The organism is Methanobrevibacter sp. (genome assembly GCF_045220775.1).
Taxonomy (GTDB): domain Archaea; phylum Methanobacteriota; class Methanobacteria; order Methanobacteriales; family Methanobacteriaceae; genus Methanocatella.
The window spans coordinates 1-16,090 of record NZ_JBGUWC010000120.1; the positions used below are offsets into that span (position 1 = coordinate 1).

At 34.4% G+C, this 16,090-nt stretch carries 17 protein-coding genes; 11 read left to right on the forward strand and 6 right to left on the reverse strand.

What is annotated here, in order from left to right; all coding sequences use genetic code 11:
• Positions 1-335 precede the first annotated feature (335 nt).
• The 8 genes from ACJROP_RS07945 to ACJROP_RS07980 all read left to right on the forward strand — a co-directional run bounded on the left by ACJROP_RS07945 (position 336) and on the right by ACJROP_RS07980 (position 9,786).
• On the forward strand, positions 336-518 hold the full coding sequence (locus ACJROP_RS07945) for a MarR family transcriptional regulator (RefSeq protein ID WP_406534935.1): 183 nt from the start codon (positions 336-338) through the stop codon (positions 516-518).
• A 103-nt stretch (positions 519-621) separates the two neighbouring features.
• The gene (locus ACJROP_RS07950; protein ID WP_406534936.1) at positions 622-1,851 is read left to right on the forward strand and encodes a GNAT family N-acetyltransferase; all 1,230 of its coding nucleotides are present in this window, start codon (positions 622-624) and stop codon (positions 1,849-1,851) included.
• 10 nt (positions 1,852-1,861) lie between these two features.
• On the forward strand, positions 1,862-2,593 hold the full coding sequence (locus ACJROP_RS07955; protein WP_406534937.1) for a flavodoxin family protein: 732 nt from the start codon (positions 1,862-1,864) through the stop codon (positions 2,591-2,593).
• A 40-nt stretch (positions 2,594-2,633) separates the two neighbouring features.
• Positions 2,634-3,311: a hypothetical protein gene (locus ACJROP_RS07960; RefSeq protein ID WP_406534938.1), complete on the forward strand. Its 678-nt coding sequence runs from the start codon at positions 2,634-2,636 to the stop codon at positions 3,309-3,311.
• A gap of 411 nt (positions 3,312-3,722) precedes the next feature.
• Complete coding sequence (locus ACJROP_RS07965) at positions 3,723-6,326, forward strand: transglutaminase domain-containing protein (protein ID WP_406534939.1); 2,604 nt, start codon at positions 3,723-3,725, stop codon at positions 6,324-6,326.
• A gap of 207 nt (positions 6,327-6,533) precedes the next feature.
• Entirely contained in the window at positions 6,534-6,983 is a 450-nt protein-coding gene (locus ACJROP_RS07970; RefSeq protein ID WP_406534940.1) for a MarR family winged helix-turn-helix transcriptional regulator, read from the forward strand.
• Between the two features lies 1 nt (position 6,984).
• Positions 6,985-8,370, forward strand: coding sequence for an MFS transporter (locus ACJROP_RS07975; protein WP_406534941.1), 1,386 nt, complete (start codon positions 6,985-6,987; stop codon positions 8,368-8,370).
• A 24-nt stretch (positions 8,371-8,394) separates the two neighbouring features.
• On the forward strand, positions 8,395-9,786 hold the full coding sequence (locus ACJROP_RS07980; protein ID WP_406534942.1) for an MFS transporter: 1,392 nt from the start codon (positions 8,395-8,397) through the stop codon (positions 9,784-9,786).
• Between the two features lie 12 nt (positions 9,787-9,798).
• Here ACJROP_RS07980 and ACJROP_RS07985 read toward each other — a convergent pair whose 3' ends face one another.
• Together ACJROP_RS07985 and ACJROP_RS07990 are read right to left on the reverse strand one after the other, a co-directional pair.
• A complete protein-coding gene (locus ACJROP_RS07985; protein ID WP_406534943.1) occupies positions 9,799-10,320 on the reverse strand; it encodes a YgjV family protein in 522 nt (173 codons plus the stop codon).
• 8 nt (positions 10,321-10,328) lie between these two features.
• Positions 10,329-11,357, reverse strand: a complete 1,029-nt coding sequence (locus tag ACJROP_RS07990; RefSeq protein WP_406534944.1) for an acyltransferase — start codon at positions 11,355-11,357, stop codon at positions 10,329-10,331.
• A gap of 79 nt (positions 11,358-11,436) precedes the next feature.
• Between ACJROP_RS07990 and ACJROP_RS07995 the strand changes: the two genes are divergently transcribed.
• On the forward strand, positions 11,437-12,003 hold the full coding sequence (locus ACJROP_RS07995; RefSeq protein WP_406534945.1) for a hypothetical protein: 567 nt from the start codon (positions 11,437-11,439) through the stop codon (positions 12,001-12,003).
• Positions 12,004-12,028: 25 nt separating this feature from the next.
• The gene (locus ACJROP_RS08000) at positions 12,029-12,631 is read left to right on the forward strand and encodes a hypothetical protein (RefSeq protein ID WP_406534946.1); all 603 of its coding nucleotides are present in this window, start codon (positions 12,029-12,031) and stop codon (positions 12,629-12,631) included.
• Here ACJROP_RS08000 and ACJROP_RS08005 read toward each other — a convergent pair whose 3' ends face one another.
• The 3 genes from ACJROP_RS08005 to ACJROP_RS08015 are packed head-to-tail and all read right to left on the reverse strand — an operon-like array spanning position 12,632 to position 14,873.
• On the reverse strand, positions 12,632-13,291 hold the full coding sequence (locus ACJROP_RS08005; protein WP_406534947.1) for a uracil-DNA glycosylase: 660 nt from the start codon (positions 13,289-13,291) through the stop codon (positions 12,632-12,634). It lies immediately after the preceding gene.
• 26 nt (positions 13,292-13,317) lie between these two features.
• The gene (locus ACJROP_RS08010; RefSeq protein ID WP_406534948.1) at positions 13,318-14,394 is read right to left on the reverse strand and encodes an acyltransferase; all 1,077 of its coding nucleotides are present in this window, start codon (positions 14,392-14,394) and stop codon (positions 13,318-13,320) included.
• A gap of 8 nt (positions 14,395-14,402) precedes the next feature.
• Positions 14,403-14,873, reverse strand: coding sequence for a pyridoxamine 5'-phosphate oxidase family protein (locus tag ACJROP_RS08015; protein WP_406534949.1), 471 nt, complete (start codon positions 14,871-14,873; stop codon positions 14,403-14,405).
• Positions 14,874-14,917: 44 nt separating this feature from the next.
• Between ACJROP_RS08015 and ACJROP_RS08020 the strand changes: the two genes are divergently transcribed.
• The gene (locus ACJROP_RS08020) at positions 14,918-15,394 is read left to right on the forward strand and encodes a GNAT family N-acetyltransferase (RefSeq protein WP_406534950.1); all 477 of its coding nucleotides are present in this window, start codon (positions 14,918-14,920) and stop codon (positions 15,392-15,394) included.
• Positions 15,395-15,406: 12 nt separating this feature from the next.
• Here ACJROP_RS08020 and ACJROP_RS08025 read toward each other — a convergent pair.
• Positions 15,407-16,090 (reverse strand): alpha/beta hydrolase (locus ACJROP_RS08025; RefSeq protein ID WP_406534951.1); only part of this gene is annotated, 684 nt, incomplete at its 5' end.

Here is a 16,090-nt window from a genome sequence, read left to right on the forward strand (position 1 = left end):
TTGTAGAAGTTGAGGATTCTTACTTCACGGGCTGTATGCTCTTTTGAGCATAGGATTACCGTGCTATCCCCCTCGTCCCGAAGGTTCAGACAATCATTGTTTAATTTATTTTTTTTAACTTGGTTTTCGTTGAAAAATTTTGAATTAAACTTTTTATTGTCATGTATTATTATGTTTATTTCATTATTTAAATCATATTTGAGAGCACTTGAAAAGTAATAATGCTCCTATTTTGTGCAATTCATCCTCGACTTAAAGAAGTCAAGGTATTCTTGTACTCTTATATAAATTACTATATAATGTTTAAAGATAAATATTACTATTAAGGTGTTAATATGGATGATAAAGAAAAAGTAATTGAAACTTTTAAAAACTCCGAAGAGCCACTCAATGCAAAAAAGGTAAGTGAACTTTCCGGTGTTGAAAAAAAGGAAGTAGACAAAATCATGAAAGAATTAAAAAAAGATGAAACTATTGTTTCACCTAAAAGATGTTATTGGACTCTTGCAGAAAAATAATATCTTTTTCTTATTTTTTTTTAAATTTTTTTAACTAACAAGCGTTAGTTTTATTACTGTCTAAAAAAATATTATATATCTAACAAATTCAGTTTTTGATAATATGAACAATAAAGAAAAAATTTTTAACGCATCTGTAAACCTGTTTTCTCAATTTGGGTATGATAGAGTTTCAATACGACAAATCGCCAAAGAAGTGGGAATAAAGGAAAGCTCAATTTATAACCACTATAAAAGCAAGGAATCCATTTTAGATGAAATAATGGATTATTATATAGCTGAAATGACAAAAGAGGAAATTCCGATATCTGAAGCAAGCAGAAATCTTGATATAAGTTTTGACTATTTCTATAAATCAGGATTAGAGTTGTATACCTCCAAATTGGCCGAACCCATAATGATGAAGATTACCCGAATCATATTGATTGAGACCTACCACAATGAAAAGATAAAGGAATTCGTAAAAACATCAATCATGAACTATGCAGTTGAGGGCTGGATTGAAATATTCGATTTGATGAAAGAGAAGGGCTTGATTAGAAAGGACTGCAACACAGCTCAGCTTGCACAATCCTTTTACTATTATGGACTGTTTTTACTGATTGAGCATTTCATCATCAATTATCCTGAAGATGATGACGAGTTCCTAAAAACATTAGGTCCCAAATCCGAAAACCATATGAAGCTGCTATTCGATTCAGTTAAAATAAAAGATGACATAAATATAAGATTGGAAAATGAAAATGACTATTTTGCAGTAGAAAACCTTGCCAGAAATTCCTTTTGGAATATATATCGACCTGGCGCTTTTGAACACTTTATAATCCATAATTTAAGGAAGGATGAAAGTTTCATCAAAGAATTGGCATATGTAATAGAAAAAGATGATATGATTATAGGTCAAATCAATTATTCCAAAGGCAAGCTAAAGTATGAAAATGCAAATCAATGCGATGCAGTCGTCTTGGGTCCTGTTTCGATTGACAAGAACTACCAGAATATGGGTTATGGATCAAGACTAATAAGATATACTTTAGATTTAATAGAGAAAAGTGATATTGGATATGTATTTGTAGTTGGAGATGAGAATTATTACGGCAGATTCGGTTTTGAAAGCGCTTCAAAATATAATATATTTTTAGATGGAACAGATACAAGAGAAGAAAATCCATTTTTCATGATTAAAGTATTCGATACAAATAAAATCAATTTGAAAAATGCAATATTTTCAAATCCTGATGTATTCAATGTGGATGAAAAGGATGTTGATGAATTTGACAAAAAATTCGAATTTAAAGAAAAGAGAGTTTTAGATACACAATTAGAATTATAGGAGAGATAACATGAAATATCTGATTATTAACGGATCACCAAGAAAGAAAAATACCTGGAAAATGGTGGAACAGGCAAGAAGCAAATTGGATGGTGAATTTGAAGAGATACATTTAATGAAAGAGAAAATTCCAATGTGCAACGGCTGCTTCAATTGCATAATGGAAGGGGAAGAAAAATGCCCTCACTTCGATAAGGTTAATCCGATAATAGAAAAGATAAGGTCAAGCGATGGAATTATTATAGCTTCACCTGTTTATGCCATGAACGTGTCCGCACTTCTAAAAAACTTCATTGACCATACGGCATACCTATATCACCGACCTGAATTTTTCACCAAAAAAGCATTGATTGTCGTTTCAACAGCCGGTGCCGGCCAAAAGAAGGTTGCGAAATACATTGATGAAACATTAAGGCATTGGGGAGTAAACAAATCCTATAAAATACCAATTGCATGCGGCGGAAAAGATGAACTTGAAAGCAAAAAGATTGATTCTGTTGCATTGAAATTCAAAGAGGATGTTGAATCCAAGAAACTTCACTCGCCGAAATTCATAGATTTGCTGTATTTCAATTTATGGAAAGCATTGGCTTTTACAAAAGACCCTATTAAAGCAGATAAGGATTATTGGTTTAATACAGGTTTGGTCAACTATGACTATGGACCGGGTGTCGATTTGAATATTTTCAAAAAAACGTTTTCCAAACTATTATTTTTCATTTTCAGAAGAATAATGAAATAGTTTATTAACTGGAACTTCCAATATCACTGTGGTGAAAAGAATGAAGTGGAAAACTAAAATTATCATTATTTTGGCAATTGCAATAATTGGAGGATTCCTTCTCACAAACACACATTACAATGAAATTTCATACACCACACTGGTAAATACAAGTATCGGCACAGTTGAAGTGGGAATCTCAGGAAATGAGAGTGCGCCGACTGCAATTGCATTGATTACAGGCATCCATCCAAGAGAAACACTATCAATAGATCCTGAAATTCAAGCTGCAAGAGAATTCGGAAGCGATGATGTTAAAATCATCCACTATAAGGTTACTGTAACACAAAATCCTGAAGATTACGAGCAAGGCAGAGCAAACGGAGAAAGCTTGGTTCATGATTACGTTAATCCTCATGTAACACAATCCGATGCCGATGCAGTCATCATTAGCCATTCCCATAATCCAAATTATGGTCAGGGCTTTTACCTTGCAACACCCGAAATGGACAGTGCATCAGTCAATATTGCTGAAAGAATAAGCCAAACTAGCGACTTTAATTACTATCCTGTTACCGGCAATGAAACATACAAGTCAACTTCAGCAGTTTTGGTTTCAAAACCTATTGCACAGGCAGGTTATCCGACATTTGTATATGAAATTCCAGAAGACATTTGGGAGTTTACCGCAACTGGAAAGACTAAGGAATTATTCAATTTGATATCACAAAATCTTTAGTTCAATACACTTTTTCGAAATTAATCAAATATCGCTCATAAAGTCTATTTGCGATTGATTTAATCATATTTTTTTATTCTATTGATAATTTTTTGATATTTTAGAGATATTTTTCTTTAAATTAGATGGTATAATAAATCAATACTCCTTACAATAATGTTTTAAGTTTCATATACTTACTTTGCTTTATAAATTGTTTCCTATGTTTTAATCTTTTTATAACATAATTCAAGTATAAATTAATTTAATGTTTAATTTTAATTAAGTTTAATGCTTATTTTTAAAAATTAAACTCATTTAATCAAGTATAGGAAATAAAAAGGTTTATATAAGATTTTTTAAATATTATATTTATAAGGTGAGAATTAAATCTCATTATGTTTATTAAAAATCTGTTATGGAGGAAATATTTTGAACAGAGAATTATTACTCACTTTTGTAATTGTGCTTGCTGTTGCATTATCAGCCGGTACCATTTATGCAAGTGATGTAAATACTACAGATACCTGTACTACTCCTCTTGATGACACGTATGAAGTATCTGTATATAATTCAAATGTTGATAATGATTCATCTAATGACAATATTCTAAAATCTGATAATTCAGATATTTTATCAACTGACACAGAAAGTAATTCTTTACTTAAAAGTGATAATAATGCAAGTGTATTAGAATCTTCTAATGCAACTATTGATAAATCAAAAACAGTCACTTCAAAAGATATTACTAAATATTATAAAGGAAGTACAAAATACACTGCCAAATTTTTAGACAGTTATGGAAATGCTTTAAAGAACACTAATGTTAAAATTACTCTAAACGGCGTGTCTCACACTGTAAAAACTAATTCTAATGGTGTAGCTTCCCTTGCTGTTAATCTTAAGCCTGGATCTTATAAAGTTGTTGCAACTAATCCTAAAACAGGTTTTAGTTTAACAAATACCGTAAAGGTTTTATCCACTATTAAATCAAAAAATACTTCAAAAGTTTATCTTGACGGTAGAAAATTTTATGCAACATTTCTTAAAAGTAATGGTAAGGCATTAGCTAAAAAGAACATCAAATTTAAAATTAATGGAAAAACATTCACTAAAAAGACCAATAAAAACGGTGTAGCCAGCATATCTTTAGCATCTTTAAAAAAGGGTTCGTATAAGATTACATCCTATAATAGGGATGGCTTAACTAAAACCAACACTATCAAAGTGGTAACATCAACCACTACATCTTTAACCACTTACCCATACACTTTCCTTAAAAGTGATAAAAAGACCATTAAAGTCAAATTGCTAAACAAATTTGGTTATACTGCTGGAAAAGGAAAAATAATTACTTTTAAAGTTAATGGCAAATCATACACTGCAAAAACAAATAGCAAAGGTATTGCTAAACTTAAATTGCCTTCACTTAAGCCGGGCATTTATACAGTAAAATATTCATTTAAAAAGACTGGGTTCTATAAAGGATCCAGCGCAAAAAGCAAACTTACCATAATACCAAGTAAAACTCCTACTTTCACAGTAAAAAGTACGACTACCTTTGGTAACGGTGCAGGTACACCATTTAAACTTGCTTTAACATCCGGAAGTGTTCCATTGGCAGATAAAACAATCACACTTAAGGTGAATGGAGATACCTATACTAAGACTACTGACAGCAAAGGTATGGTTTCACTGCCAATAAATCTGGCTATTGGCAAATATACAATTACATATACTAATAAAGCAGATTCAAAAGTTAAATCTAAAACTGGAACCTCTGAAATCAATGTTGTCAAAAGAAATCCAACATCACTTACTTGGAAAAGTTCCACATCCTTCAATCAAGGAAAACAAACCTTTAGCGTATTGTTGCTCGACTCCAATAGCAAAGCCGTATCCGGAGGAACAGTAAAACTTGTTGCTAACTCAAAAACCTATACTGCCACTACATCATCAAGCGGTTATGCTACATTCAGCGTAACTCTTACCAGTGTTGGAAATCAAACTGTTTCATATAGTTTTGTAGGAAATAATCTTAATGCTCCAAGCTCTAGCAGTAAAACTGTTACTATCTTAAGAAACAATGTAATTTCTGTTAAAAATATTATTAGTGGAGCAACTAGTCTGAAAAATTATTATGAGAAAAATAAGAAGTTCCCAACTACTGTTACAGCAGGTGGTTCAACATTTACTTTACCTGAATTCCTGTATTTCATGAGTCAAGCTATTGCTCAAATAGATAGCTCCAATACAAATAACATTAAAGGAATCGATGGAGTTTCAGCTCCAAGTACGCCTTCTGGTGATGACATTAGCGCCCAGCTGACAAAAGCCAATTATGTAAAGGCCGCCAAAAGTGTTTCAAGTTACATAAATACTAATAAAAAGGCCCCAAGCTATGTTAGCACCAACTTAGGTAAGGTAATTTACTCCGAGGTTGTTGATTCATTTTCAAGAATTTTGGCATTTTATGGTAGTAATAATCGTTTGCCAAGCTATGTGATTATAATTCATTCCAATTCCGGATCTTCACAAACTGGTACAGGTCTAAATGAGAAAAATACAGTATCCGATTTAAGCGTATACTTAAAAGCCACTAAAAATTGTCAAGTGAATAATTTAGCTATTAAAAAAGTTGTAGATTCATTGACTAGCGGATTGAAAAGTGATTCAGCAAAAGCAAAAGCAATATTTGAATATGTCCAGGATACTATATCTTATAGTTTCTATTATGATACCAAATATGGAGCCGTCAAAACATTATCCGTTAAAACCGGAAATTGTGTTGACCATTCACACCTTTTAGTTGCAATGTTTAGGACAGCAGGACTCGCTTCTAGATATGTTCATGGATCATGTACATTCTCAAGTGGAAGTACATATGGCCATGTCTGGTCACAGGTACTAATTGACGGTAAATGGTATGTTGCCGATGCTACCAGCTCAAAAAATGCAATAGGAAAAGTTTCTAATTGGAATACAAAAACATATTCCCTTAAAGGCGGGGGAATTACTTCAAGCATTTCATTCTAATTAGAATTTTCTTTCTTTTTTTATTTTTAACCAATTTTATCAAATTAAACTTAATCCATCATCAGTTGATGATAATGTTGCTTCTTTTACTTCAAAGCATTAATTAATAACTAATTTTTTGTCTTGAAAATGAATGTTTCATTTATAACTGTTTCAAAAGAAACAATTATATATATTAAACATACATAAGATTAATCAGGTGAGATAATGAATGATGAAAGTTTTCAAGGAATAAGAGATAAATCTCCATTTATAGCATGGATTCATAATATTTCACTAAATCAACAAAAATACATGAAATCAAAGATGTCAGGGTTTGATTTTGCCCATGATGTACGTTATATTATCTTCATTTATGACAATCCAAACTGTTCCCAGGAAGATTTGGTAAACATGTTTGGGCAAAGCAAAGGCAATATTGCAAAGATATTGAAAAAATTCGAAGATCTGGGATACATCAAACGGGAAATAAATCCTGAAAACAGACGCAAATATATGTTAACAACAACAGAAAAGGGCAATTCATTAGTTCCGGAAATAAGAAAAATCTCAAAGGAATGGGAAAAGGAAGTTGGAATAACTGATGAAGATGTGGAATTAAAAGAAAGAATAATAGAAATTGCCATTAAAGGCATGAACCTTACGGAAGGGATATAATATGGAGTTAAATTCTGAAACATTTGTCGTGTTTGTAGCATTCATAACATCCTTTTTTGCCGTGTTCTTATCTGTGGGCATAGTTTTGGGAGTTCCCGCAATAGCTTCTGAGTTCGGAATGAACAATATCTTTCAAAACTGGATAACAACATTGACCGCACTTGTCATTGCAGTGTTTACGCTTCCGGCAGGACAAATTTCAGGCAAATATGGAGTTAAAAAATCATTGATAATTGGTGTTTCAATCTTTTTGCTTGCATCAATCGGAGCATGCTTATCATTTTCAACCGAATCATTCTTAATTTGCAGAGTGTTCCAGGGCATTGGAATTGCATTTTCAAATGTATCTGCAATTGCAATGGTTGTTCAAGCGGTAAAACCACAAAACAGAGGAAAGGCATTAGGCTTTACAGTGACAGGAATTTATCTGGCGGGATCCCTATCCCCTGTATTCAGCGGGTTTCTGGTGCATAACTTCGGCTGGAGAGCAATGTTTTACTTTGTCATTCCATTCCTCATACTCTGTGTAGTGCTTATGATTTTAAAGATACCTAAAGAGTGGAAAACTTATGAGGGCAGTAAAATCGATGCTTTAGGATATATCCTTTACGGAGTGGGCATCTCATTATTCATTTATGGATTTACAAATCTGATGAATGAGTTCGGATTCATATCAGTCATCATCGGATTGATACTATTAATCATATTCGGATATTATGAGCTTAAAATAGAGACTCCTGCATTCAACATGAACCTATTCAGGAATATGAAGTTTACATCATCAAACGTTGCTGCATTATGCAGCTATCTTGCAATAGCTTCACTTACAACAATCCTGAATTATCACTTTCAATATGTCAGAGGATGGAATGCACAGATGTCCGGAATCATGTTAATAGTTACTCCTATCATAATGGCAGTAATGGCTCCAAATTCAGGCAAGCTATCCGATAAGATTCATCCGCAAAAATTGGCTGCAATCGGAATGAGCATCACAACTGTTGCACTTGTAATACTGATATTTTTGGATGCGAATATGCCGCTTTATCTTATAGTGATTGCCATGATTCTGCAGGGTATTGGAATGGGATTGTTTACAACTCCTAATACAAATGCGATAATGAGTTCAGTTCCGCCAAATGAAACCCCAAACGCTTCTGCAGCACAATCCGCTATGAGAACAATCGGCCAGACCATGAGTTTAGGTATATTGACACTGGTATTTGCTTGGATTATGGGCAATTTGAAACTTACACCGCAGTATGCAGCAATGATTGTTCAGGCTTCACAGCTAATCTGCATAATCTGTACTGTAATTTGCATAATTGCGATTTTCGCTTCTTTAGTCGGTATTCGTTCTAAAGATTCATTTAATATTGATAGATGATTTTATAAAAAGAGAGGGAAAAACATGAAAATAGAATTTGAAACATATGTTATATTTGTATCGTTTATAACATCATTTTTTGCAGTCTTTTTGTCAAACGGTGTGATAATCGGTGTGCCTGCAATTGCACAGGACTTTGCAATGAATAATGTTATACAAAATTGGATTCCTACAATACTTTTCCTTGTCGTAGCAATCTTTACGGTTCCGGCAGGGCAAATTTCAGGAAAGTTCGGAGTTAAAAAGTCATTATTGGCCGGTATTATAGTATTCTTAATCGGGTCAATCGGCGCTTGCCTTTCATTTTCAACCGAATCATTCCTAATATTCAGGATGATTCAAGGTGCAGGAATGGCATTCCTAAATGTATCAGCAATGGCAATGGTAGTTCATGCGGTCAAACCGCGCAATAGGGGAAAGGCACTTGGTTTTACAGTAACTGGAGTTTATCTTGCAACTTCACTGTCTCCGGTAATCTGTGGATTTTTGGTTCACAACTTTGGTTGGAGATCAATGTTTTATGTTGTAATTCCATTTTTGGTCTTATGTATCATACTATTAATTGTAAAAATACCTCAAGAATGGAGGACATATCAACATGAATCACTTGATAAAGTTGGATCTATTCTATATGCTATAGGAATTTTATTATTCATCTATGGATTCACTACTTTGATTACAACAACTGGAAAATTATTAACCGTTGCTGGCATTATATTGCTAGTAATCTTTGGCCTATATGAGTTAAGACAAACATCACCAGTTTTCAACATGAATTTGTTCAGAAACAAAAAATTCACTTCATCAAATGTTGCGGCATTATGCAGCTATCTGGCAATCATGGTGGTTACTACAATACTAAACTATCACTTCCAATATGTAAGGGGCTGGAATGCGCAAATGTCCGGAATGATACTAATCATCACTCCAATTATCATGGCAATAATGGCTCCTAATGCAGGTAAGCTTTCAGATAAAATACATCCGCAAAAATTAGCTGCAATAGGCATTGGAATTGCCGCTGTTGCTCTAGCAATACTGACATTCCTAACAGGCGACACACCGCTTTATGTTGTGATTTTAGCTATGGTTCTGCAGGGTTTCGGAATGGGACTCTTCTCAAGCCCAAACATGAATGCAATCATGAGCTCCGTTCCACCAAAAGATGCACCGACCGCATCCGCATCACAGGCTACAATGAGAACAATAGGCCAAACCATGAGTTTAGGTCTTTTGACACTCATATTCGCTTGGGTAATGGGCAGTCTAGAGCTTGCTCCACAATATGCATCAATGATTGTACAGGCATCACAAATAATCTGTGCAATATGTACTGTAGCATGCATACTTGCCATATTCGCATCATTGGTGGGAATAAGATCAAGCGACAAATTTAACACAGAAAGACAAAACTGATTAGTTATTGATTTAACTAATCTCATTTTCTTTTTTTATCAGTTTTACCAAAGAGCCAAATCCTATAGCTGCAGTGATGATTTGAATAATGGCTGATGTAAAATCATAAATGGCTATGAAATAAACTATATAGAACAGTAAATTAACTATAAAACTTATTTTGATTGACCTGATTGTTTTTAGATAATAGTTGCATATCGTAATCTGAACTATTGCGATTATAGGCAAAAACCCGATGATTCCCATGGTATTTACTAAAAATCCTAAAACAACTGACAGAATAACGAAAAATATTGTCCAATTCAGCGTTAACTTATCCTTATAAACCATGGCATTTCTGATGGCTGCAATCGCCATAGTGGTAACGCCTGTCCAGGAGAGGAAAAAAACGGAAGATACAGTAAGGGTGGCCGCTTCCAAAAACTGATATTTATAAGCCTTTTTCGTATCATTGACGCAGCAGCTAATGATAAGAAATATGCCCGCAACAAATGAAATTCCATTTCCTACTATAATATTCCACGGCAAATCCATCAAATCACCTAGTGGATACCTATTAGCTTATTTAAAACAGGTATTTTTGAAAGAATAAATGCAATAGCCAGTGATATTACAGTCAATAAGATAAATACAACCGGAACTAAATCGAAAGTCCTGATTGGATAATATTGTATAAGCAGATTAACGATGTGGTAATGCATTAAATAGATGGTATAGCTGTAGATGCTTAATGCATAAATAATAGCTCCAATCCATGAGTCCTTAATGTAATTATGAATTTTTGATAAGGTTTTGCTTGGATTGAATGTTGCATATTTACTCAAATACCTTAAAATTATGAATAAAGCGGAACATTGGATAATTATTGAAATGGATTCAATGTAGACTACTGTTTTGAAATAATACGCATAATACATGTTGAAGGCTATACAAACAATGAATATTATAAGGGAAAATATGACCATAGGCAGTGAATATATATTAAAATCCTTATTGGCCAGATAGTAACCTAAAACCGCATAACCTATATTTATTCCAAAATTTCCGAAAATCAAAGTCGGATAATAATCTTGAGCCAGATTTAGATTAGTTAGGATGACAAGAACCAGCCAGATCAATAAGAAATAACCCGCACCCCTGGTTCCATATTCCTTTACGAACGAACTGAATATAGGCATTACCAGATATACTCCGATAATTGCACAAACAAACCATGGAACCGGTGCATCATATATCCAAACATTAATCAAATCGAAATTGAATCCGTTAACGTATGCAACTGAAACAAATAGGATAATATACCAGAATATGGCAGGAATCAATACTCTTGCGAAACGTTTCTTGAAGAATTCGGACAATGAATAGTCCTTGCCTATCAATAAAGCACCGCTCAGCATGAAAAACAACGGAACGCCCATTCTGGATATTGTAAGATAAGAAAGAAGTGTAGGGGATGTTAGATAATTGATATTGACCGGAAAATTCTTGATTGTATGTGCCAGCAATACCAAAAGTATGGCAAGTGCCCTTATCTCATCCAAATAAAAAATCCTATCTTTTCTTAAAAGCATTATTATCCCTAAAAATTAAATTATAATTATAATATCTGATTATAAATTTATAAAGTTAGTGCTAAATAAATACTATTATATGGAAATTACGGCTGAAGAGATGAAGAAAAATATCGAAAGGATTTATGAAAGACTGGATAAAGTCACTCCAGTTGATTTCGACTGCGGAAAATTATGCGGTGAAGTCTGCTGCGTATATGATGCCGATGACTATCACAATGAGGATTTGGCGCTGTATCTGCTTCCGGGAGAGGAATTGATGTATGAAGACAGCGATGAATTTGAACTTTACTATATCGATTCTGCTGAAATCAAATATCCCCACTCATGGAAAGGACAAATATATCTTGTAAAATGCATAAATCCGCCAAAATGCGACAGGTCCATCAGACCAATCCAATGCAGAACATTTCCATTGATTCCTCACTTAAACAAAAAAGGAGAATTCCACCTGATTTTTGATGAAAGCGAATTTCCATACAAATGCCCAATCGTCCATGACCACATCAAGCTCAATGATGATTTCGTCAGGGTGACATATGAAATATGGACCATGCTGATGAGAAACAAGCTAGTCTATGACTTGGTTGATATGGACTCTAGAATGAGGGACAACAGGAAAACGGATTACGAAGTTGTTATTTAAATACAATTAGTCACAAACTATTACCATGATTAAAAAACTTTTACTAATTCTCATAACATTAACCTTATTGATGGGTTGCGTTAATGCAATGGACAGCTCAAACTGGACTACTGCCAATGTGGGATATGAGGAGTTTAAGATTCCACCGAAATACGAAAATCCCTACAGCAGCGACTTTCATATGTATGAATATGATGAGGATATTGACGTGTTCACAGTAAGATATGTCAATCCTGCAATAATGAGTTTATACGGATATTTCATTGAGCATAACAACATTGCAAAGAAAGTAAAAGTTGCAGGCCATGACGCCGTTCACTTTTTAAGTTATGACCGCCACGATGATGCCAACAACTCCAAATTGTGGTTTTCTGCAGGTGAAGAATTCTACTACATAGCCTGGAGAGGAGAAAACATCACTCCAACCATTAAAGAAGTTGTGAAAAGCGCATCAAAATCAAAATATTCCCATGAGGAGTTCTATGACATTCTAAACGAGGAATATCAGAATTATAAAATTGTGAATGCCATTGAATCCCAAAGAAGTGATTATTCAACAAGCGACAGCGGATCACATGGATTCGTATCCGTTGGAACCAACGGAATCGGGTTTGGAGTTATAACCTGATTATAATCTCCAATCTATTTCTTCTATATTATTCTCTTTTAAAAATTCATTAGCCAGTTTAAAATGATTTGAACCTAAAAATCCTCGCCTTGCCGAAAAAGGTGAAGGGTGAGATGTTATCAAAACAAGATGTTTAGGATTTGTAACCAATTCCTTTTTCTTTTCCGCCTGCTTTCCCCAAAGCAAAAATACGATAGGCTGTTCCTGATTATTTAATATCTTTATGACATTGTCTGTAAATGTCTGCCAGCCGCAATCGCTGTGGGAATTGGCATTGGCCTCTTCAACTGTCAAGACGGTATTCAGCAGAAATACGCCCTGTTTTGCCCATTTCTCTAGGCATCCTGAATCGGGAATGGGATATTCATATTCCGCATTGATTTCCTTAAAGATGTTTTTAAGAGATCTTGGGATTGGCCTGCCGTCAGGCGTTGAGAATGCAAGGCCATGGGCCTGGCCTTCCTCGTGATATGGGTCCTGGCCTAAAATGACAACCTTGACATTGCCCAGAGGAGTCAGCTTAAATGCATTGAATATATCCTCATAAGGGGGATAGATTGTTTTTGTCTTATACTCCTCATCGATGAAATCCATAATCTTCAAAAAATAGTCCTTTTTAAACTCGTCTTCCAGAGCCAAATCCCAATCATTGCCTATCATAGAATTTATTCTGTCATTAATCTATCTTAACTTTTTCCGGTGAACCTGTTCAGATATGGAATTCTATCCATAATGCTTAAAATAGCTAGACTTATTATGACCGTTAAGATTACAAGCAATGGAATCCATACGATTGGATTTTGATTGTGATAAAAACCTATGAGATTATTCTTTAAGATGTGAAGTATTACATAATGACATAGATATATGCCGAAACTGTATTTGCTTACAGTAATGAAAGCTTTTCCTAATGCTTTATATTCAATATCCATGAAAGGCTTAGTTTTTGATAAATACTTAAATAACACAAAGACATTTACTGAAAGAGTAAGTATTAAGAGGTTGAAATATCCCTTATATACAAAATGGCCTGCCTGAATTGATTTTGGAACTACAAATCCGAAAATATAATATCCGTATAGGGAACATGAAGCTATCAATGTTATCAGAATCATTTTATTTGTAGATATTTTACTCCCAACCATGTCATAATGGGTAATGAAGTATCCTATTATGATATATGTGATGAAAGACATGAAATATAACAGTCTATGGGAATATGGGCTGAATAGCCTGAAATGGGAACATCCAATATAGATTACTGATAATAATGTTAAAAGCGTGATGAATTTCCTATCAAAATTCTCTCTTTTTCCGCTTCCAAATTCAATTATCTTATTGATGATGAATATTCCGCAATATATGATTATTATCATCCAGATGAACCAGAATGCAACTCCCATTGTTCCTGATGTTCCGAAGAATATGTCGATTGCATTGGAAATATCAAATGAATGCTTAATGTAGATTGACGAATAGCAGATGTAGATTACAACCCAGAAAAGAAATGGAATGAACAATCTGGATAGCCTCTTTTTAAAAAAATCGCCCAAAGAATCCTTTCTATTGACAAGCAATGCACCGCTCAGCATCACAAATATCGGTATTGAAAAATCCCTTAGACAGTCAAAAAATGCTGAAATGTAAAATGTAGGACTATTTACTCCCGCTAATATGAATCCTACAGAAGCATGACAGAATACGATGCCCATTATTGCAATTGCGCGCAACACATCATAATAAAAGATTCTTTTTTTACTCATCAATGCACCTATTTTTCCTTAACTACCTTGCCGCTCATGTGCTCAATGGTAATTTCAAACACTTCCGTCCTGTCCAATAGCCTGTTGATTTCATCAACGGTCTCTTCATGGGTCGGGAAGAACTTGTCTCCCAAATGAGTCAGCTTATCGATCTTTTCGTCCCTGTCAGCCAATGTCCTGATTTTGCCGAAGACAATGACGCTTCTGAATGTGTACCACCAACTGTCTTCAGCCTTGACACCCTTATCCAATACACAATAGGACACCTTTGGGTGTCTTTTAACAGCATCAATCTTATGGCCCTTTTGGGCACCATGGAAGTATATTTTCCCGTCAACATAAACATGACTCATCGGAAGGGCATAAGGATAGTCATCATCGCCCAAAAGAGCCAATACTCCTCTAGGCTCATTGGTCAATATGTCTATACATTCATCTTTTGAAAGCTCCTGGCCAAGCCGTCTCATCTTTCTGAACATATGATTATATTTAGATTAACACATAATTAATTATAGTGATAGATATGTCTGAGTTAACATTTAGAGAAGCATCAAGAGAGGATACAGGTTTAATTTTGGAATTCATTAAAAAATTAGCTGATTATGAACATAGACTAGATGAAGTCATTGCAACAGAAGAAGACTTAGAAACATGGATTTTCGACAAGGAACATGCCAACGTGATATTCGCTCTTGAAGACGGGAAAGAAATTGGATTTGCCCTATATTTCTTAAGCTTTTCGACATATATCGGCAATGCCAACCTTCATCTTGAGGACCTTTTCATTGATCCTGAGTATCGCGGAAAAGGATACGGTACTGCACTTCTTAAAAAGCTAGCCAAAATTGTAGATGAAAACGGTTACGGAAGGTTTGAATGGACATGCCTTTCCTGGAACCAGCCTAGCATTGACTTCTACATTTCACTTGGCGCCAAACAAAAGGACTGGAACGTCTTTCACCTGACCGGAGAAGAGTTGAAGAAGTTAGCAGATGACTAATTTCAACTCCTTTTAAACAATACTTTCTATGAACTTTATTATTGCATCTTCGCTTTGTTTTTGTTGTGATTGGGCAGAGATTTTAGCTATTCCATCACCAGATTGATTACCATAATATCCAAATTGGGCGTGATTTGCCCCATCAATTTCCACTTCTGTAAGATTATCATCAATGAAACTTATGGATTCATCGTATTTTTCCATGTTCAATACATTATCTTCAGATCCGTAAATGGATAAGACAGGCTTTTCAATCTCTGAAGTTGAATATGATGCAAACAGTATCAGTCCATCGGTCTTGTTGGTGCTGTTTACATATGATGCCGCCATTGCACCTCCCAATGAATGGCCAGATATGAAATAGTGGGAATAATTGCCTTCGTCAATTATTTCATCAGCGCTGTTCTGGCCTAAAAACGCCAAATTAAATGGCATTTCAACCATATAACAGTCAATACCATCCTCGGACAGGTTCATGAACAAGGGAGAATATGCAGTATACTCGACTTTTGCGCCGGGATAGAATATCAATGCAGTATCATTACCAGGACCATCCAACAATAGTCCATTGGATGTTTTTACTACAGATACATTGCCGCTTGCATTTAGACTATCGGCAGCTATTTTTTCTGCATGGTAATAATCGCTAATGTAAAAGATTGCAAAGCCTATGATTAAAAGTAGAAGAATTATGAT

Bases quoted from the DNA above. Each gene is read 5' to 3' on its own strand.
- ACJROP_RS07975 (WP_406534941.1), top strand. From the start codon at position 6,985: ATGGAGTTAAATTCTGAAACATTTGTCGTGTTTGTAGCATTCATAACA.
- ACJROP_RS08020 (WP_406534950.1), top strand. From the start codon at position 14,918: ATGTCTGAGTTAACATTTAGAGAAGCATCAAGAGAGGATACAGGTTTA.
- ACJROP_RS08010 (WP_406534948.1), bottom strand. From the start codon at position 14,394: ATGAGTAAAAAAAGAATCTTTTATTATGATGTGTTGCGCGCAATTGCA.
- ACJROP_RS08000 (WP_406534946.1), top strand. From the start codon at position 12,029: ATGATTAAAAAACTTTTACTAATTCTCATAACATTAACCTTATTGATG.
- ACJROP_RS07985 (WP_406534943.1), bottom strand. From the start codon at position 10,320: ATGGATTTGCCGTGGAATATTATAGTAGGAAATGGAATTTCATTTGTT.
- ACJROP_RS07995 (WP_406534945.1), top strand. From the start codon at position 11,437: ATGGAAATTACGGCTGAAGAGATGAAGAAAAATATCGAAAGGATTTAT.
- ACJROP_RS07990 (WP_406534944.1), bottom strand. From the start codon at position 11,357: ATGCTTTTAAGAAAAGATAGGATTTTTTATTTGGATGAGATAAGGGCA.
- ACJROP_RS08015 (WP_406534949.1), bottom strand. From the start codon at position 14,873: ATGTTCAGAAAGATGAGACGGCTTGGCCAGGAGCTTTCAAAAGATGAA.
- ACJROP_RS08005 (WP_406534947.1), bottom strand. From the start codon at position 13,291: ATGATAGGCAATGATTGGGATTTGGCTCTGGAAGACGAGTTTAAAAAG.
- ACJROP_RS07980 (WP_406534942.1), top strand. From the start codon at position 8,395: ATGAAAATAGAATTTGAAACATATGTTATATTTGTATCGTTTATAACA.
- ACJROP_RS07950 (WP_406534936.1), top strand. From the start codon at position 622: ATGAACAATAAAGAAAAAATTTTTAACGCATCTGTAAACCTGTTTTCT.
- ACJROP_RS07955 (WP_406534937.1), top strand. From the start codon at position 1,862: ATGAAATATCTGATTATTAACGGATCACCAAGAAAGAAAAATACCTGG.
- ACJROP_RS07970 (WP_406534940.1), top strand. From the start codon at position 6,534: ATGAATGATGAAAGTTTTCAAGGAATAAGAGATAAATCTCCATTTATA.
- ACJROP_RS07960 (WP_406534938.1), top strand. From the start codon at position 2,634: ATGAAGTGGAAAACTAAAATTATCATTATTTTGGCAATTGCAATAATT.
- ACJROP_RS07945 (WP_406534935.1), top strand. From the start codon at position 336: ATGGATGATAAAGAAAAAGTAATTGAAACTTTTAAAAACTCCGAAGAG.